Genomic DNA, 18430 nt, shown 5'->3' with positions numbered 1-18430 from the left:
CGGGGTCAACCGGGGTTAAACTTTCCCCCCGGTCAGTTGACCAACTTCAGTCCGATGATCCCGCCGATGATCATGGCGAAGAAGAAGGCCTTCGCCAGGGAGAACATCTCCTGGCCCGTGGCGAAGGACCACACGATGGCTATCGACGCCCCGATGCCCACCCACACCGCGTAGGCGGTGCCGACCGGCAGCTGCTTGAGCGCGACCGCCAGGCCACCCATCGAGACGAAGAGCGCGGCGAAGAACACGACGGAGGGCCACAGCCGGGTGAACCCGTCGGAGCGGTCGAGCGCGACCGCCCACACCGCCTCGAACGCGCCGGAGAGAACGAGGATGACCCAGGACAGGGTGACGGACACGGGAAACCTTCCTGGCCGTCTTGTCGCAACGCCGGGTACGGCTCCCTCGTCCGGGCCCGGACCCCCGGGCTGATGTCGAGCGCTTATCCTACCTGGATGACGCGGGCGACGGCGGCGCGTGCGTCGTCGATGACGGCGGGCACGCCCACTCCCCCGGCCCACGCGCCGGTCACCTCGAGGCCGGGGACCTCCGCGACGGCCGCCCGGACCGTGGCGACGGTGGCCAGGTGGGTCTCGTCGTAACGCGGGAGACCGCCGAACCAGCGCTGGACGTAGATCTCGGAGAGTCCGGCGGCGCGGCCGTCGAAGCCGGTGATGGTCTGCAGGTCGTCGAGGGCGGCGTCAACGAGGAGGTCCTCCTCGGCGCGCACCAGGGCGTCGTCACCGAAGCGGCCGAAGCTGGCGCGGACCAGCGCCCCGCCGCGCGCGCCGATGTGCGGCCACTTGCGCGAGGAGAAGGTGAAGGCCTTGGCCTGCACGCCCGGCTCGTCGATGGCGACGAGCACGCCGGAGTTCTCCGGCAGCCCCTCGTCCGAGTCGAACCTCATGCCCACCACCGCGGAGGACGCCAGCTGCACGGACTTCAACGCCGCGGAGGCGGCCGGGGCGACCTCCCGGAGCAGCGGGGCCGTGGTCGGCGCCGGGGTGGCGACGATGAGCCGGTCGTAGGGGGCCTCGGTGCTCACGCCGGGGCCCTTGAGGTGGAAGCCGCGCAGATCCCGGGTGACCGACGAGACGAAGGCGTCGAGGTGGATGTCCGCCCCGGACTTCTCCGCCAGCGTCTCATAGACCTGCGCGTAGCCGTGGCGGAAGGTGGCGAACACCGGCGTCGGGGTCGCCCCCGGGTCGCGCGGGGTGCGGCGTGCCTCGCAGATCCGCACCGCGGCGGACAGGGTGACCTTCTCCCCTGCCTCCGCGAGTTCGTCGAGGGCCTCCGCGAGCTGCGGGATCGTCGCCCGGACGCCGAGGTCCTCGGCCGCGCAGGAGTACACGCCACCCAGGAGGGCGGACACGATGCGGTCGGTGACCTCCGCGCCGTAGCGCTCCGTCACGAGCTTGCCGACGCTCACGTCGCCCCCCACCTCCCAGTCGATGGAGGGGGCGTCGGTGGCCTCGGCGTCGATACGCGCCGCGGTCTCCGCGGAAACGACGTGCGCCACCGGGTCCGACGAGGCCGGGATGCCCATGACGCCGCCGGCGGGCAGGCCGCGCAGCTCCCCGTCGGAGTAGACGAGTGAGCGCAGACCCGAGGGGCTGACCAGGTCGTCGGCGAGGCCGAGCTCGGTGAAGAAGTCGGTCGCGTCGGAACGCAGGGCCAGGTACGCCTCGGCGCCCATGTCGGTGGGACCCGAGTCGAAGGGCACGGTGAACAGCTTGCCACCGATGCGGTCCTCCGCCTCGAAGACATGGATGACGGCCCCCGGATCCGTCTTGCGGATCTCGTAGGCGCTGGTCAGGCCGGCGAGGCCGGCGCCGATGATGGCGTACCTGGTGGGTTCCACCGTTAGTTCTCCTCGTTGGTGGCGTGGATGATCGAGACGGCCTCGGTGATGTCCTCCGCCCTGGTGTTCGGCAGGACGCCGTGGCCCAGGTTGAAGATGTGGGCCGTCGCGTGGCCGGCCTCGATGGCGCGGGCCGCCTCCGCCTTGATGCGGGCGACCTCGGAGACCACGGCGTCCCGGCCGGCGAACAGGATCGCCGGGTCCAGGTTGCCCTGCAGGACCTTCGGGCCGGAGGCCGCGTGGATGCGCTCGGCGGCGACGTCGAGCGGCACCCGCCAGTCGACGCCCATGACCTCGGAACCGGCCTCGGACATCGCGCCGAGGATCTCACCGGTGCCGACACCGAAGTGGATGCGCGGGATCTCGCCCTCGATCTCCTTGAGGATCTCGACGGAGTACGGCAGGACATGCTCCCGGTAGTCACGCTCGGTGAGGAAACCTGCCCAGGAGTCGAAGAGCTGCATGGCGTCGATGCCGGCGTCGATCTGCTGGCGCAGGAACGCGACGATCGTCGGGGTGAGACGCTCCATGAGGGCGTGCCAGGTGTCCGGCTCACCGTGGATCATGGCCTTGGTCTTCTCGTGGTTCCGGCTCGGGCCACCCTCGACCAGGTAGCTGGCCAGGGTGAAGGGGGCGCCGACGAAACCGATGAGGGCCTGGTGGTCCTGCAGCTCGTCGAGGATGATGCGGATACCCTCGGTGACCTCGGCGACCTCGTGGTCGAGGATCGGCAGGGCGTCGATGTCGGCGCGGGTGGTGATGGCCTTGTCCATCACCGGACCCCGTCCGGCGACGATCTCCACGCCGACGCCCGCGGCACGCAGCGGCACGACGATGTCGGAGAAGAGGATCGCGGCGTCGACGTCGTGGCGACGGACCGGCTGCATGGTGATCTCCGCGAGCAGCTCCGGCATGAAGCAGGAGTCCAGCATGGAGATCCCCTCCCGGACCTTCAGGTACTCGGGCAGCGAACGTCCTGCCTGACGCATGAACCACACCGGGGTACGGGACGGGGTACGGCCGGCAGCGGCGGCGAGGAACGGGGCATCGGGAATGGAACGACGAGTCATGTGCACCATTGTGGTCCAAAAGTTGTAGTCGGGGGTAATTGGGTCTACGCCGCGCGTCGGAAAGTACGCGCGCTGTTCGAGCGGGCCTCGATGAGGAGGGAGGAACCGAGCATGAGGAAGGTCGCCGCCATCGGATGGAGGACGCCCGCCACGGAGGCCACCAGCGCCACCCCGTTGTAGACCCAGGAGAAGAGGATGTTCTGGTCGATGATGCGGCACACCCGGCGCGACTGGGCGATGAGCTCCGGGATCGCGGAGACGTCCTGCCGCAGCACGATGATGTCCACGTCCGGGTGACCGGAGTGGGTGATCTGGTCGACCTCGTCGCTGGTGCTGCCGTCCCCGACGAGGATGCCCACGTCCGCCACCCGCAGGGAGGACAGCACGGAGACGTCGCCGACCATGCCCACCGTCGCGCCCTGCGTGTGTACGGCGCGGACGGTGTGCGGCTTCTTCGCCGGGGCGATGCCCGCCAGCACCTGGGAGACGCCGATGCGGTCCGCGTAACGACGCGCCACCGGGTACGTGTCCCGCGAGAGCATGATCGTCTCGATGCCCTCCTGCTCGAGCTGCTCGATCGCCTCCTGGGCGTCGTCCTTGACGGTGTCATGCAGGCTGATGACGCCGCGGTCCCGGCCCTTCCAGCGCACCACGATGGGGGTGCCGCCGGAGACGACCGCCGCCGCGAGGCGTCCGTGCAGGTCGGACATGGTGCGGGGACGCCACACCGACGCCTCGACCTGGGTCATGGTGACTGTGCCGTCGGGGGCGGTCACCGGGAGTTCGACGAGACCCCGGAAGGTGCCCTCCCCGTCACTCTCGGCGTGCGCCACCTCGATCCAGTGGGGGACGTCGTCGCCGCCGGCGCCTGTGTCACGGGCCTCACGGGCCGCCTTCACCAGCGCGCGGGAGACGAGGTGGTCGGACTCGAGCGCCAGGGCGCCGGCGACACGGAGGATCAGCTCCGGGTTCTCCCCGCGGGCGGCGGTGACGGACTCCACGGTCATGGAGTTCTCCGCCAGAGTGCCCACCCGGTTGAAGATGACCGTGTCGATCATCTCCGTCCGGCGGATCGTCGCGCCGTCCCGGATGAGGATGCCGTTCCGGGCCGCCGCCTCGATGCCGTGGCGGATGGCCAGGGCCGGAGACAGCGCCAGGGCGACCGGGGCCACGGAGGCGAGCACCGCCAGGGAGGTGGCGAAGGCCGCGTTGAAGTTGCCCGCGATGAGCACCCACAGCAGGAAGTCCAGCGCCGCCAGACTGAGGGCCGCCGGGATGAGCATGGCCGCGGTACGGGTCGACAGCAGCGTCGAGTGCTGCTGCTTGATGTTGGCCTCCTCCACCCAGCGGTGGATCGCCGCGATGCGGGTGCGGTGCCCGGTGTGGACGACGCGGACCTTGATCCGGCCGTCCAGGTTGCGGGAGCCGGCGTGCACGTAGGAGTTGACCTTCACCTGCTCGCGGTCACCGCCGCCCGTGTTGATGAGCCCGCGGCTGATCGTGCAGGAACCACCCACCACGGTGCCGTCCACGGGGATGACCTCCCCCGGCAGGACGACGATGTCGTCGCCGACGTTGACCTCCTGCAGCGGAATCCGTTCCTCCTCGGCCTGGCCCCGGGCCGGGGTGCCGGGCACGCGGGTCTTCGGCGCCACGTGCACCATGTGCTGCGGCCCCGGCCGGCGGGCGTCCATCTCCTCGAGGAGGCTGACGCGCGTGCGCATCGTGAGCAGCCGCCCCGCCAAGAGCAGCACCGTCATGCCGCAGGCCACGTCGAGGAAGAGCTCGCCGTCGACGATGCGCTGCTGCTGGAACGCGAACCAGTGCGGTGTCGAGTGCCAGCCGAGGTCACCGGCCGCGGTGAACAGGAGCATGACGATCGACCAGATCGTCGCTGCGATGACCGCCACCGAGCTGGCGGCGTCGAGAGCCGTCAGTCCGCGGCGGGCGCCTCCGACCATCGCCCGGTGGAAGGGCCACGCCCCCCAGGTCACCACCGGCAGCGCCAGGCCCAGGGAGAGCCACTGCCAGCCGTCGAACTGGAGCGTCTCCAGATAGGACATGAGCAGCACCGGCACCGCGAGAATGAGGCTGACGATGAAGCGGGTGGGGGTGAGCAGGTCACGGGCCGTGAACAGCAGGTCCCGCGGTTGGGCGGCCTCCAGCCGCTCCCGGTCCTCCTGCTCGAGCAGGAAACCGGAGCGCCGGGCACGTTCCAGATTGCGCTCCTCGTCCTCGAGGTGGCGGCGGTACTTCCAGGGCAGACGGCTGGCGCGGACCGTCGGCCGCGGCCGCTCCACCAGGTCCGGCCGCATGATGCGGCGGCGCAGCGAGGAGTCGGTGAGGGTGGCGCGGACGTCGAAGCAGGCGATCACCGCCGCCAGGTCGTCCGGGTCCACGGTGTCGGGGGCGGTGATCCAGACGGTCGACTTGGGGAACACCACCCGCGCACGGACACCGGGGATCTCCTCCAGCGCCATCTCGATGTCGGCGACGTCGGGGGCGGCGGTGAGACCCTCCAGTTCAAAGGCGTAGGAGACCTTCGGGCGGTCGTCGTCGACCTGCAGCGGCCCGGTGTCGACGTCGATCCCGACAGCCCGCGCCGCAGCCCGGGCCTCCTCGAGCGCCGACGTCACCTGATCATTGCGGTCCATGCCCGTCAGACTAGTCGTTGCTGCTGCTCATCCGCGCGATGTAGGCGTTGGCGTCCGGGCGGAAGATCATGACGGCCGCCACACCGAGGAGCACGCAGATCACGACAGCCGCCAACCCGCTGACCTGGATGGCGAAGGCCGCGATGTTGAAGAAGATGGAGAGCGCGAACACACCCACCAGGATGCGGCGGGAGATCCTGCCACCCGACCTCAGCTGCGCCGCGAGGGCGGCGACGGTCAGACCCGCGATGATGTTGTAGACGCCGATGAAACGCACGTTGCGGTGGAAGGCGGCGATGACCTCCGCACTGACGTCGGGGGTGGCCCCGTGGTCCTGTGCCAGACCGATCATGCCGGTGACCACCATGAGCATCGCGGCCGCCACGCTGACGTAGTAGCCCCACTTCAGTGAGCCGGGCCAGGTGCCGGGGTCGGCCCCGGAGGGCGTACGACGGGGGCCGCGGTTGGGGTCATCCGGGGAGGGCACCATGCCGGGGAACATGCTGGGCATCTGTGGCTCACTTCCTTCGTGGGTCGATCCGTTTGCCGGACGCGTCGATCTCACGGGTCCACTTCAGCGTCTCCACCCGGAGGGAGAAGACCAGACCCAGGACGGCGGCCACCCCGACCAGGATCTGGACGCTGCCGTCAAGCAGATACATTGCCACGGGCACGTTGTTCCCGCCCGGGCTGGCCATGAAGAGCATGAGGATGCGGAAGCCGAAGTAGAAGCCGAACACCAGCAGCATGCGACGGGCCAGGCCCGCGTAGCTGGAACGCCGGTGGATGAGCACCAGCATGAACGCCAGCAGTCCCATCACGGCGATGCCGAAACCACCTGCCAGCAGCATCGACGCGATGACCGTGGCCCGGAGACGGCCGTCGGTGATCTCCGCCAGCTGCTCCTCACTCATCGCCTCCTTCGCGGTGGCGATGAGCGCGGACGGGTCCATGAACCCGATGGTGACGTTGAGGATCTGGTGGATGATCTCCCCGCCGACCGCCACCGCGAACAGCAGCAGCATGAGGCGGACCGTCTCCGGCTTCTTGTCGGTGCCGGTGGTGCCGGTGGTGCCAGTAGTGTCGGTGGCGTCAGTCATCAGCGGTTCAGCAGTCGGGCGGCGTCCGTCGCGAAGTAGGTGAGGATCTGGTTCGCGCCGGCCCGCTTGATCGAGGTCAGCGACTCCATCATCACGGCCTCCAGGTCGAGCCAGCCGTTGGCGGCCGCGGCCTGCAGCATCGCGTACTCGCCGGACACCTGGTACGCGGCGACCGGGACCGGGGACATCTGGGCGACGGCGGCGAGCACGTCGAGGTAGGGCATCGCCGGCTTGACCATGATGAAGTCGGCGCCCTCGTCGATGTCGAGCTCCGCCTCGAGCAGCGACTCCCGGAGGTTCGCCGGGTCCTGCTGGTAGGTGCGGCGGTCCCCCTCGAGGGAGGAGCCGACGGCCTCGCGGAACGGGCCGTAGAACGCGGAGGCGTACTTCGCGGAGTAGGCCATGATCGAGACGTCCTCGTGGCCGGCGGCGTCGAGAGCCTCACGGATGGCCAGGATCTGGCCGTCCATCATGCCGGAGGGGCTGACGATGTGGGCGCCGGCGTCGGCCTGCGCGACCGCCATCTTCTGGTAGAGGTCCAGCGTGACGTCATTGTCGACGACCGCCCGCCCCCACCTGTCCTCCCGCACGACACCGCAGTGGCCGTGGTCGGTGAACTCGTCGAGGCAGGTGTCCGCCATGAGCAGCAGGTCATCGCCGAACTCCTCACGCATGGCGACCAGCGCGCGGTTGAGCACGCCGTCCTCCCGGCAGGAGGGGGTGCCGTCGGCGTCCTTGTCCTCGTCGAGCGGCACGCCGAACAGGTCAACGCAACGCACCCCGGCCTCGAGGGCCTCGTGGGCGGCGCGCTTGAGGGAGTCCAGGGTGTGCTGCTGCACGCCCGGCATCGAGGAGATCGCACGCGGGGCGTCGATGCCGTCGGCGATGAACATCGGCAGGATGAGATCCGCCGGGCGCAGAGCCGTCTCCGCGACGAGCTCACGCATCGCCGGGTTCGAGCGCAGGCGGCGCGGGCGACGGGTGGGCACAGACAGGAAAGGGGTGGACTGGTCAGTCACAGCGGGCGCTGGTCCTTCCGGAAAAGTGGGTCAGTCGGTGTTCCCCGCCATCATAGGCGCTCGCCTGCTCCCACGAATTCAGGAGTGCATGCGCCTGATGCCGGAAGCGCCTGTCTCAACCTGTCGATTCTGTCTGGACGGGGTCATCGTCTCCGCAGGTCGCGGGATGCCCTCGAGAACAGATTCGACAGGTTGAGACAGGCGCGTGAGGCTTCCGGGACTAGGAGGTCGTCTTCCGGCGCGTGCGGCGCTTCTTGCGCGGCGGCGGCAGCTGCCCGGCGGCACGCAGTCCGGCGACGTGGTCCGCGAGAGCGTCGACGAGTTCCGGGACCTCGGCGATCTCCGGGACCACGTCGACGCGCAGGCCCATCTCCTTCGCGGTGGCCTCGGTCATGGGACCGATGCATGCGATGATGGTGCGCGGGTGCGGCTTACCGGCGATGCCGACGAGATTCTTCACCGTCGAGGACGAAGTGAAGCAGACGGCGTCGAAGCCACCGGACTTGATCATCTCGCGGATGTCGGCGGACGGCGGGGCGGCCCGGACGGTGCGGTAGGCGACGACGTCGTCGACCTCCCAGCCCAGGTCGACGAGTCCGTCGACGAGGACGTCGGTGGCGATGTCCGCCCGCGGCAGCAGGACGCGCCCGACGGGGTCGAGGTCCTCGACGTACTCGGGGAACACCTTGACGATGCCCGCGGCGTTCTGCTCGGTCACGGCCGGCAGTAGCTCGGGGGTCATGCCCAGGTCGCTGATGGCCTTGGCGGTCTTCGTGCCGACGGCCGCCAGGCGGACACCTGCGAAGGAGCGGGCGTCGAGGCCGAACTCGACGATCTTCTCCCACACCGCGGAGACGGCGTTGACGGAGGTGAACACGACCCACTGGTAGCGGCCCTCGACGATGCCCTTGATGGCGCGCTCCATCTGGGCCGGGTTGCGCGGCGGCTCCACGGAGATCGTCGGCACGGACTGCGGGATGGCGCCGTAGCCGGACAGGCGCGCACTCATCGCAGCGGCCTGCTCCTTGGTACGCGGCACCAGCACGCGCCAGCCGTAGAGCGGACGGTTCTCCCACCAGGAGTACTTGGTGCGGTCGTCGACGCCCTTGCCCAGGGTGACCACCAGCTGACCCGGCAGCTCGGCATCCAGACGGCCCAGGGTACCCAGGGTGGCGTCATGGGTGCGCTGCAGGCGGGTGGTGCCGTTGACGGTGACGGAGACCGGGGTCTCGGGGACCATGCCGCGGGCGGACAGCTCCGTGGCGATGGTCGGCAGGTCGTCTGCGGTGGCCTGCAGCACGAGCGGCTGCGGGGCGGAGGCGAGCTGATCCCAGTCGATGTTGTTGCCGGTGACGTCGGTCTCCGTGTAGGTGGAGCCGAGGCCGATACCGGCGAAGGAGGGCACCGTGGAAGGCAGGGACATGCCCGGCACGACCTGGAACTCCATGCCGGCGGCGGCGACGGCGGCGATCTCCGCCATCGTGGAATCACGGGTCAGGGGGTTGCCGGTGACCAGGCGGATGACATCGCCGTCATCCTCCGCGAGGGCGTCACGCAGCTGCGCGACGATCTCATCGGGTCGGGCGGAGATGACCTCGCGGATGTCAGCGGCGGTCGGTGCCGGCGGGCGCGGAGGACGGCGGCGGGCGCCGGCCTCCTTGGCCTCGGCGCAGATGCGCTCGTACTCGGCCTCGGCGGCGTCGAGACGCTCCTGGGGAACGGGCAGCGCGGAGGCCACCACCTCGCGCACACCATTGAGCACGCCCGGGTCGGTCACGGCGATGGATGTTGCAGCGAGGACCTCGCGGGCACGAACGGTCAGCAGCTCGGGGTTTCCGGGGCCTGCGCCGACGAAGACGACCTTTCCCGGCTGGGAGGTCTGAGGGACCATGCTCATACAGATCTTTTCTAGTGTGGACTACTCACAACAGGGCATGACACAGATGCACGCCCCGTCGGAGGGCTTCAAAGGGGGCCATATCATTCGGGGGCGTACACAGTGTGGTATTCACACCTTAAATTAGGAACGCCGGAATACGAAAACTCCGGCTGCCGGGACTCACGGACGGAAGCCCCGTTCCATGGCCCTCACCACCAGTTCCAGCCGGGATGGGACGCCGAACTTGAGGAGCAGGGCGGACACGTATTTCTTTACGCTTCCCTCGGCCAGGTGCAGATCGGTGGCGATGCCTTTGTTGGATTTACCCAGGAGCACCTGCCGGAGGACGCTCATCTCCCTGTCAGTGAAACCGTCTGTCGGCGGTTCGGGGTGACGGAGGTTGCTCCGCAGCGCCGCCGCAACCTGCCCGGACATGACCACTCCTCCCCCGGCGGCGACTTTGGCCGCCCGGCGGACCTCCTCCGGGGGTGCAGACTTTTTCACATAACCCCGTGCGCCCGCCCTCAGCAACGTCACCATGGCGACTTCGTCGTTGTAGCTCGTCAGGGCGAGACAACCGGGGCCGTGGGGGTTCTGCGCCAGACGACGTGCCAGTTCCACGCCATCCATCCCCGGCATCCGGACGTCGGTGAGGACCAGATCGACGTGCAGCCTGGCGACTGCATCGAGGGCCTGAAAGCCGTCGGCGGCAGTGCCTGCAAGGACGAACCCGTCCGCTTCAGTGAAGTAGGACGGGAGAACGTCGAGGACCTGCGGGTCATCGTCAACCACAAGGAGACGGGTGGGACTCACGCACTCTCCTTCGTCTTCAGTGGCAACTTTGCGACCAGCATCCACACATTACCCGCTGCCTCCGCGTGGAGTGTTCCGCCCGCGGCTGTGAACGCGCGGCGCATGCTTTGAATACCCATACCACTTCCTGTCGACGGGGCGTCGGGGTTGGCATTGAGTTGGTTGACGATCTGCAGGATCGCCGCATCCCCGTAGTCGAGACGGATGCGGACCGTCTCATTAGCCGCACCGTGCTTCGCGACATTGAGTACGCCTTCAGCGAGAGCTTGTCTGATCAGGTCATTGGTCTCTGGTGGAACTTGTGCTGGTGTGCCTTCAATGCTGGCGTCCACGGGCATCCCGAGCTGCGCCAGCAGTGCCGAGTGTTTCCGTAACGCCTGTTCGATGGTCACCGCATCGACTTCCGGGGACCCGGAGCCGCGGGCGAGCCCAGTGATCAGGTGATGAGCCCCTTGGAGTGCCTGCCGTGCGGAATGCGCGATCTCAGAGGCCTCGCTCGAGGCCCGGTCATTGTTCATGGTTTCTCTCAGGCGCTCCGCCCGAAGAACCACCCGGGTGAGAGAGCCGGCAATGTCATCGTGGACCCGAACAGCGAGGTCGCTGCGAAGCTGATTCTCAACGACACTGCGCATGAGCCGAAGATTTTCCTTCTCGACGTGAAGCAGCACTCTCAGCCGCGCCACCAGGAAAGCGACAACAAGTCCGGCAACAGCGAAGTAGATATTCAGGGTCAACCCGTAGACGCCGACCTCATCCGGACCCGCCACGGCGAACCACGCGAAGACAGCTGCGGAAGTAATCATCGCAGAACGGTGAAAACAGCGGAAAAAGAGCAGCTCAACGATGATGAAGCCCTGGTACAGGGCGAGCCCTGGCCAGAGGTCCGGGTCAATGAACAGGGAGAAGAGCGAACAGCACACCATGACCGTGGCTCGGACGCCGCTCACGTTGGCGACGAACACCGCAGCGAACAGGATGAGCGCGGAGGCGGTGGACCAGCTATACCAGTGCCCCTGCCGGATGAGCGCTGCGACGAGGATGCCGCTGGCAAGCAGGACCTCCCACCCGCCGTCGGCGAGTCGGCGCCGAAGCCAGATCATTGTTGTCGCTTCCGCGTGCCACCCAAATAAGGTCGGTACACCAGGTACTGAAGCACGACCGCCGACAACCCAACCGGGAGATAGAAACTCCAGCCATCCCAGTCGGTAACGAACACGGCCAGAGTGATGGTGGCCATCGCAACGAATACTGTGGTCAACAGCTTCAGGTCCGACTTCCGCAACCAGACAATTGCGGCAAGTGCCACGAGCCCGATGGCCATAAACGGAACAGTCGCCGCGAGGTCACCGACCGGGGGATTCCCGGGGGTCGCGGACCTCACCCGCACATACGATGCGAGGCCTCCCCACCAGATCAACGGAGCAAGGTGGAGTACCCACTTTCCAGTGTCTCTCCAGGTCATGGCTTCACCCCTTCTTCAGCTGATCAAGTGAGGCAGTAAGCTACCGCCAGTACCCGAATTCCATGGGCGGGTACGAAGCAACAGGACGAATATAGGTCCCTTGCCCCGTGGCAAGAGCGAATGTGACCCGTCCTGCCAATTCGATCATGCTCGGCGCACCTGCAATCGCAATGGTAATGCCGATGATGGTGCCCGCGGGGCCACCAAGCATGGTACCCAGAGCGATGAATGCTGCCTGAAGTGCTGCGGGGCCAATCGCTGCAGCTGTGGCAATGCCGGTCGCAATGCCGGCTTTCAGATCGTGATTTGAAATGTAGAGCGTTCCATTCGAAACGTGAACGTTCGGGGCTGGAAGATATTGCGTGCGGTCAGGCGCAACGGCACCGACGTGATTCCCTGCTCCCGCAATGCTCTCGCGGAGTAACCGGATCTCTTCCCGCGAAAAGCCCTGATCAAGCAACGACGCGTCGCTCGTCGGAAGAGTGAGTTTTCCCTCTTCGTCGTATTCAAACTCCGCGCCGATCGCGACAACATTGTCGAAGTAGTCCTGCTGCTCCGGCATCAGATCGACTTCCCCGAGATACACAGCTTCCGCACTCACCGGACCCGGGGCCGGAAGCTCCAGGGATTTGGGGGCAGCTGTCGCCGTGGGAACTAAAGTTGTCATCCCCAGGGCCGCCACGACACTCGTCGCCAGCAACACGGTGGTAATTCGATGTGCCACTACAGATTCCTGTCTGTGCTCATGGTCAGGCCCCATCGGCCTGACCCGGCAACCAGTGTCCGACAGCCCCGCGAACTGCACCATCCTCTTTCGTCTACCCCTGGCCCCCACCAGTGGTCGACGCCCCTACCTCAGGGGCAGATCTCGGCCAGCTGCTCGGCGTATTTCCCCGCCAGCGGTGTGGAGATGATGATGCGGTTGACGGTGGCGGACTTCAGCTCGAGGATGATGCCCAGACCACTGCCGTGACATACCGCGAAGGTGCTGGCCCCGGTACCGTCCGCCGCGGTGAACGTGCCGGTGTTGGTGACGCCGCGGATGCGTGTGCCGGGGGCACGGCGCCCGGCGGGCACGGCATGCGCCAGCCCGCAGGCGTCATCGACGACGGAGACACCCGTGATCACACGGGTCGGGATGGTGAAGTGCGAACGTCGTGCCGCGAGCTTCTCCCACCAGTCAAGGGCGACCGTCACCTGCCGGTCGCTGATCTTCAGAACAGCCATGGTGTTGGCGAGTGTATACGCCCGCCGGCTAACGGTCGATCAGGTTCGCCGCGCCGCGGCCCAGAAGATCAGCAGCGGCAGCCTCACCGAGGGTCACCGGATCAGTGCCGGAGCCCTCGTAGACCAGCTGGGTGGAGCCGTCGAGGGCGAAGACACCCGCGGTGAGGTGGATGGTGCCGTCGGCGTCGATCGTCGAATGGGAGGCGACGGGGGCGGTGCAGCCGGCCTCGAGACGGTTGAGCACGATGCGCTCGGTGTTCGCGCAGGTGTAGGCGGCGGCGTCGAGAAGCAGGTCGATGGCGGCGCGTGCCTCCTCATCATCGGCGCGGCACTCGATGGCCAGGGCACCCTGGGCCGGGGCGGGCAGGATCACGTCCGGGCCGAAGACCTCGGTGGCGCGCTCCCCCAGCCCGACGCGGGACAGGCCGGCGTAGGCCAGCACGACGGCGTCGAGCTCCCCGTCGGTGACATAGCCCATGCGGGTCTCGATGTTGCCGCGCAGCGGACGGATGTCCAGGTCCGGACGCACGGCCTTGAGCTGGGAGATGCGGCGCGGCGCGGATGTGCCCACCCGGGCGCCCTGCGGCAGCTGCTCCAGGGTGAGGTTGTCGCGGGCGATGAGGGCCTCGCGGGCGTCGGCGCGCACGGGCACGACGAGGTGGAAACGCTCATCCGGGGCGGTGGGCAGATCCTTGAAGGAATGGACCGCGATGTCGCATTCCCCGGCGTGCAGGGCCTCCCGCAGCGCCTGGGTGAACACGCCGACGCCGATGCGCTCGACGGGCGCCATGTTGACGTCACCGGCGGTGGTCACCAGGTGCAGCTCGGCTTCGTAACCGGCGGCAATGAGGGCGTCACGCATGTGCCCGGACTGGGTGGTGGCGAGGTTGGAGCGGCGGGTACCGATCTTCAGGGTCGTGCGGGTCACGTGTGTTCTCCTTAGTTGGTGGTGAGCTTGCCCTCGGGCAGGTCGGCGACGTCGACGGCGACGGCCGGAGCCTCGGTCTGGAGGCCGAACAGCTCCTGGAGCGCGGATTCATAGGACACGACGCCGGACTCGGCGGCGAGCTGCTTCACGCGCACGGTCGGCTCGTGGAGGAGCTTGTCGACGACCCGGCGCACCGTCCGCGACACCTCCTCGAAGTCGGGGTCGTCGATGGCCGGGGTACGCCCGCGCAGGCGGTCCAGTTCCGACTCGATGAGCTCCGCGGCGTGCCGGCGCAGGGCGGACACGGCGGGGACGACGTCGCGGACCCGCTGCTCGGAGCTGTACTCCTGCAGCTGCTCCGCGACGATGGCCAGCGCCTCCTCGTGTCCGGTGGCGTTCTCGCCGCGGCCGGAGATGGTCTGGTGGAGGCGCTCGATGTTGACCAGGTGCACGCCCTCGGACTCGACGACGGCGTCGTCGATGTCACGCGGCATGGACAGGTCGACGAGCATGAGGTCGCGGGGGCGCTCCGCCGGGATGTCGGCGGGGGTGATGGTGAAGTCGTCGGCGCCCGTCGCGGAGACCGCGAGGTCGACGTAGGACAGGGCGGAGGCACGGTCGTCGAAGTCGATGACGTCGGCCGGGACGCCCGCCTCACGGGAGTGCTCGGCGAGGCGTTCCGCGCGGCTGCGGGTGCGGTTGGAGATGACGAGCTTCTCCACACCGAGCCGGCCCAGGTGCGTCGCCGCCAGGGAGGCCATCGCCCCGGCGCCGAGGACGAGGGCGACACGACCCTCCAGATTCTCGGCGCGGAGGTGCACGAGGGCCTCGTCGACGGCGACGGAGACCATGGAGGCGCCGGCGTCGTCGATGTCGGTCTCCGAGTGGACGCGCTTGCCGGTGTGCAGGGCGGTCTGCGCCAGGCGGTGCAGCGTCTGTCCGACGGTGCCCTTCTCACTGGCCTCCTGGTACGCGGTGCGCACCTGGCCGATGATCTGCTGTTCGCCGACGACCATGGAGTCGAGACCGGAGGCGACCACCATCATGTGCTCGGCCGCCGCGTCCGCGTACCGGACGTAGAGGTAGCCGCGGAGGGTGTCGATGTCGACGTCGGAGATCTCGTGGAGCACCTCGACGACGTCCTGGACGCCGGAGTGGAACGAGTTGGTCACCGAGTAGATCTCGAGCCTGTTGCACGTGGACACGATCATCGCCTCACTGAGCGAGGGGCGTTGCACCAGGCGTGAGGTCGTGTCGTGGCGGACGGTCTCATCCATACTCAGTCGCTCGAGCAGCGCCACCGGTGCCGACCGGTGAGACATTCCCACGACGAGCACACTCACGTTTTCCTTCACCGCTTTCCGCATCACGGACACTTCAATTCACAGACCCCGGGGCGTGCCGTGCACACACCCGCGGGGTGGATCATACAAAAGGATACCCCCGATGTGCGGGAAATCCACAGCCGACCGGCCCGATCAGGCCAGCGCCGCCGCAAGTTCTTCACTGTCGACCTCCCAGCACGCGAACTCGTCGCCGTCGACGAGCACCACGGGAACACGGTCACCGAACTCGAGTTTCAGACCCCGGTCCTCGTCGACGTTGACCACGTCGAGCACCAGTCCCGCCGCCTCCACGACAGGCGTGATCTGCTTCTCGACGCGCGCGCACGAGCCACACGTCGTCCGGATCAACAGCTCCACCGACTCCGCCATGGTCCACAGTCTCCTTCATCCGGGCCTACCATGGACACGATACCGCCCCACCCATCCACCGAAGCACACAGGAAGGCTCGGACCGCGACGTGAGCCCCTCCCACCCGGATCCCCTGTTCCCCGGAACGCCTGCGGAGTTCCTCGCCAGCTGGAGCGCCACCCGAGGCAACCTCCGGCGCTTCCTCGAGGACCGCGCCCTGCCGCCCATCGACGAGGAGTCGCAGCGCACCGCCGGCGAGGCCGCCGCGGCAGCCGCCGTCCAGGAGACCTTCGGCATCGAGCTCGACGCCTTCTCCTCGGGCGTCGACTCCGTCTCCGGCTCCATCGAGGCCGCCGGCGGCCTCCACATCTCCGTGCCGGACCCCGACATCCCGCAGGACGTCGGCGCCGCCGCCTTCTTCGACGTGGACAACACCCTCATCCAGGGTTCCTCCCTGATCGTGTTCGCCATGGGACTGGCCCGCCGGAAGTACTTCCGCCTCTCCGAGATACTCCCGATCGCCTGGAAGCAGATCAAGTTCCGCGTCACCGGCTCCGAGAACGCCGCCGACGTCGCGGAGGGCCGCAACCAGGCCCTCGAGTTCATCCGGGGCAGGCGTGTCGACGAGCTCGTGGAACTGTGCGAGGACATCGTCGACTCCTCCATGATCGACAAGGCCTGGCCCGCCACCCGCGAACTGGCCCGCATGCACCTCAACGCCGGCCACCAGGTGTGGCTGGTGTCGGCCACCCCCGTCCAGCTCGCCCAGATCCTGGCGCGGCGTTTCGGGTTCACCGGGGCGCTGGGCACCGTCGCCGAGGTCGAGGACGGCCGCTTCACCGGCCGCCTCGTCGGCGACATCCTCCACGGGCCCGGCAAGAAGCACGCCGTCGCCGCCCTGGCCGCCATCGAGCAGCTCGACCTGCAGCGCTGCACCGCCTACTCGGACTCCATCAACGACATCCCCATGCTGTCGATGGTCGGCACGGCCGTGGCCATCAACCCCGACACGAAGCTGCGCAAGGAGGCCGCGCGCCGCGGCTGGCAGGTCCGGGACTACCGTTCGGTGCGCCGTGCGATCCGCACCTTCGGGCTGCCCGCCCTGTTCACCGCGGCGGCCAGCCTGGGTTCTTGGCGGGTGTTCCGGAGGCGTCCGACTCCGCACCAGCAGTAGTCCCCCCGGAATCACCACAGGCCGTCCCCCGGAGGGAACGGCCTGTGATCGTCCGGTACTACTTGCCCAGCTTCCTACGCTGGACGCGGGTACGACGCAGCATCTTGCGGTGCTTCTTCTTGGACATGCGCTTGCGGCGCTTCTTGATGACAGAACCCATGGGGTCTCCTCAGATCGTGAGTGAGTACGTACGTAACCTGCCGACTTTCCTCGAGGTGCACTCTCGACCACGCTGGCTGCGCGGGTAGGTACCGTCGGCACGAATGGGATTCATCATACCGGCGCCCTGCCGCGCCTCCAAAAGTGGCTCCCCTTAGAAAACGACGGAAAGACTGCGGCGCCGGTCACCCACAGGGGTGACCGGCGCCGCATCGGGGGACTTAACCGACCTCGTAGTACGAGGAGTCGAGGTAATCGTCGACCGCCTTCTCGTGAACACGGAAGGAACGGCCCACGCGGACCGCCGGCAGGTCACCGGAGTGAACCAGCCGGTACACGGTCATCTTCGAGACGCGCATGATCTCCGCGACCTCCGCAACCGTGAGAAAGGTGCCCTTGTCTGCATTAGTCATATTTCATTCAACCCTTCAGCATGTGGCGCGCTGCAGGCTTCCCCTCCCGCAGGACGGACACGCACGTGCTTGGACAAGCTTAGCGTGAATTGTGTGACTGCTGCGACTTAAGTGCCCGATATTTTCCGGATTTTCCCCCATGGTACCCCTCAGAGGGTGTTCCCGAGCTCCTCCGAACGCTGCGCGCAGGCCTCCGTCGCCCGGAAGAAGGCCCCCCGGATGCCGGACTCCTCCAGTTCCCGCAGCGCCGCCACCGTCGTGCCCGCCGGGGAGGACACGTTGGCCCGCAGCGTCGCCGGGTCCTGCCCGGACTCCGACAGCATGATCCCCGCCCCCGCAGCGGAGGTGACCACCAGCTTCTCCGCGACGTCACGGGTGAGTCCGAGGGAGACGCCGGCGTCGATGAGCGCCTCCGCCACGAGGAAGAAGTACGCGGGCGAGGAGCCCGCCAGCGCCGTGACGGCGTCCATGTCCGACTCCGCGACCGGCAGGACCTCACCGACGACCGAGAGGAGCTCCTGCACCTGCTCCAGCTGCTCGGGGGTGACGAACCGTCCCGTCGCGATGGCGTTCATGCCACGACCCACGAGCATCGGGGTGTTCGGCATGACACGCACGACGGGGGTACCCGCGACGACGGCGTCCTCCATCGCGGACAGCGTCACACCGGCCGCCATGGACACCAGCACGGTGGTGACGTCATTCTCCTCGATCGCCCCGCTGATCTCCCCCAGCACATCGAGGATCATCTTCGGCTTCACACACAGGAACACCACGTCGGCGTCCTCGGCGGCCTGCCGGTTGTCGGTCGAGTCACGCACGCCGTAACGCTCACGCAGCTCCTCGCCACGCTCGGGGCGACGGCCGGTGACCGTGATCGACTGCGGGGAGACACCCGCGTTGACAAGACCCGAGATCAGCGCCTCGCCGATCTTGCCTCCTCCGATAACCACAATTTTCGTCATGGCCACCAGAG

General features: G+C 67.9%; 20 protein-coding genes and 1 riboswitch. Of the genes, 1 reads left to right on the top strand and 19 read right to left on the bottom strand.

Going from position 1 to position 18430, the window contains the following annotated elements; genetic code table 11:
- Positions 1 to 32: 32 nt before the first annotated feature.
- From B842_RS01520 to B842_RS01445, 16 genes are all read right to left on the bottom strand, one after another.
- Positions 33 to 347 (bottom strand): DMT family transporter, encoded by a 315-nt coding sequence (locus B842_RS01520; protein WP_040087216.1) that lies wholly within the window; start codon positions 345 to 347, stop codon positions 33 to 35.
- A gap of 22 nt (positions 348 to 369) precedes the next feature.
- A riboswitch (guanidine-III (ykkC-III) riboswitch) is annotated at positions 370 to 433 on the bottom strand.
- A 9-nt stretch (positions 434 to 442) separates the two neighbouring features.
- Positions 443 to 1861 (bottom strand): protoporphyrinogen oxidase, encoded by a 1419-nt coding sequence (locus B842_RS01515; RefSeq protein ID WP_040084780.1) that lies wholly within the window; start codon positions 1859 to 1861, stop codon positions 443 to 445.
- A gap of 2 nt (positions 1862 to 1863) precedes the next feature.
- Positions 1864 to 2931 carry a uroporphyrinogen decarboxylase gene (hemE, locus tag B842_RS01510; protein WP_040084779.1) on the bottom strand — a complete coding sequence of 356 codons (1068 nt, stop codon included), beginning with the start codon at positions 2929 to 2931 and terminating at the stop codon, positions 1864 to 1866.
- 44 nt (positions 2932 to 2975) lie between these two features.
- Complete coding sequence (locus tag B842_RS01505) at positions 2976 to 5585, bottom strand: heavy metal translocating P-type ATPase (protein WP_040084777.1); 2610 nt, start codon at positions 5583 to 5585, stop codon at positions 2976 to 2978.
- A gap of 10 nt (positions 5586 to 5595) precedes the next feature.
- Entirely contained in the window at positions 5596 to 6096 is a 501-nt protein-coding gene (locus B842_RS01500; RefSeq protein WP_040084776.1) for a hypothetical protein, read from the bottom strand.
- Positions 6097 to 6103: 7 nt separating this feature from the next.
- A complete protein-coding gene (locus tag B842_RS01495; RefSeq protein WP_052437671.1) occupies positions 6104 to 6685 on the bottom strand; it encodes a hypothetical protein in 582 nt (193 codons plus the stop codon).
- The gene (gene hemB / locus B842_RS01490; protein WP_040087213.1) at positions 6685 to 7680 is read right to left on the bottom strand and encodes a porphobilinogen synthase; all 996 of its coding nucleotides are present in this window, start codon (positions 7678 to 7680) and stop codon (positions 6685 to 6687) included. Before hemB ends, B842_RS01495 begins: the two co-directional genes overlap by 1 nt.
- A gap of 244 nt (positions 7681 to 7924) precedes the next feature.
- Positions 7925 to 9601, bottom strand: a complete 1677-nt coding sequence (locus B842_RS01485; protein WP_040084775.1) for a bifunctional uroporphyrinogen-III C-methyltransferase/uroporphyrinogen-III synthase — start codon at positions 9599 to 9601, stop codon at positions 7925 to 7927.
- A gap of 162 nt (positions 9602 to 9763) precedes the next feature.
- Positions 9764 to 10396, bottom strand: a complete 633-nt coding sequence (locus B842_RS01480; protein ID WP_040084774.1) for a response regulator — start codon at positions 10394 to 10396, stop codon at positions 9764 to 9766.
- Positions 10393 to 11496 (bottom strand): sensor histidine kinase, encoded by a 1104-nt coding sequence (locus B842_RS13560; protein ID WP_040084772.1) that lies wholly within the window; start codon positions 11494 to 11496, stop codon positions 10393 to 10395. The genes B842_RS01480 and B842_RS13560 overlap by 4 nt, the downstream gene beginning before the upstream one ends.
- Positions 11493 to 11717 carry a hypothetical protein gene (locus tag B842_RS13555; RefSeq protein WP_156119398.1) on the bottom strand — a complete coding sequence of 75 codons (225 nt, stop codon included), beginning with the start codon at positions 11715 to 11717 and terminating at the stop codon, positions 11493 to 11495. The genes B842_RS13560 and B842_RS13555 overlap by 4 nt, the downstream gene beginning before the upstream one ends.
- A gap of 181 nt (positions 11718 to 11898) precedes the next feature.
- On the bottom strand, positions 11899 to 12666 hold the full coding sequence (locus B842_RS01465) for a hypothetical protein (RefSeq protein ID WP_156119397.1): 768 nt from the start codon (positions 12664 to 12666) through the stop codon (positions 11899 to 11901).
- A 47-nt stretch (positions 12667 to 12713) separates the two neighbouring features.
- Positions 12714 to 13085, bottom strand: coding sequence for a hypothetical protein (locus B842_RS01460; RefSeq protein WP_040084769.1), 372 nt, complete (start codon positions 13083 to 13085; stop codon positions 12714 to 12716).
- Positions 13086 to 13113: 28 nt separating this feature from the next.
- A complete protein-coding gene (hemC, locus tag B842_RS01455; protein ID WP_040084768.1) occupies positions 13114 to 14013 on the bottom strand; it encodes a hydroxymethylbilane synthase in 900 nt (299 codons plus the stop codon).
- Between the two features lie 11 nt (positions 14014 to 14024).
- Positions 14025 to 15356, bottom strand: a complete 1332-nt coding sequence (locus B842_RS01450; protein WP_040084767.1) for a glutamyl-tRNA reductase — start codon at positions 15354 to 15356, stop codon at positions 14025 to 14027.
- A 135-nt stretch (positions 15357 to 15491) separates the two neighbouring features.
- A complete protein-coding gene (locus B842_RS01445) occupies positions 15492 to 15728 on the bottom strand; it encodes a glutaredoxin family protein (protein WP_040084766.1) in 237 nt (78 codons plus the stop codon).
- Positions 15729 to 15817: 89 nt separating this feature from the next.
- On the opposite strand from B842_RS01445, the gene B842_RS01440 reads away from it, so the two are divergent.
- Complete coding sequence (locus B842_RS01440) at positions 15818 to 16882, top strand: HAD-IB family hydrolase (protein WP_040084764.1); 1065 nt, start codon at positions 15818 to 15820, stop codon at positions 16880 to 16882.
- Positions 16883 to 16940: 58 nt separating this feature from the next.
- On the opposite strand, the gene B842_RS13340 is transcribed toward B842_RS01440, so the two are convergent.
- The 3 genes from B842_RS13340 to proC all read right to left on the bottom strand — a co-directional run bounded on the left by B842_RS13340 (position 16941) and on the right by proC (position 18419).
- The gene (locus tag B842_RS13340) at positions 16941 to 17042 is read right to left on the bottom strand and encodes a 30S ribosomal protein bS22 (RefSeq protein ID WP_003855542.1); all 102 of its coding nucleotides are present in this window, start codon (positions 17040 to 17042) and stop codon (positions 16941 to 16943) included.
- A gap of 220 nt (positions 17043 to 17262) precedes the next feature.
- Positions 17263 to 17454 (bottom strand): helix-turn-helix domain-containing protein, encoded by a 192-nt coding sequence (locus tag B842_RS01435; RefSeq protein ID WP_040084763.1) that lies wholly within the window; start codon positions 17452 to 17454, stop codon positions 17263 to 17265.
- A gap of 149 nt (positions 17455 to 17603) precedes the next feature.
- The gene (gene proC / locus B842_RS01430) at positions 17604 to 18419 is read right to left on the bottom strand and encodes a pyrroline-5-carboxylate reductase (RefSeq protein ID WP_040087211.1); all 816 of its coding nucleotides are present in this window, start codon (positions 18417 to 18419) and stop codon (positions 17604 to 17606) included.
- Between the last annotated feature and the right edge of the window lie 11 nt (positions 18420 to 18430).

The sequence above is a fragment of the Corynebacterium humireducens NBRC 106098 = DSM 45392 genome, assembly GCF_000819445.1.
GTDB classification, from domain to species: Bacteria; Actinomycetota; Actinomycetes; order Mycobacteriales; family Mycobacteriaceae; genus Corynebacterium; species Corynebacterium humireducens.
This window is presented reverse-complemented; position numbering and strand designations above follow the sequence as displayed.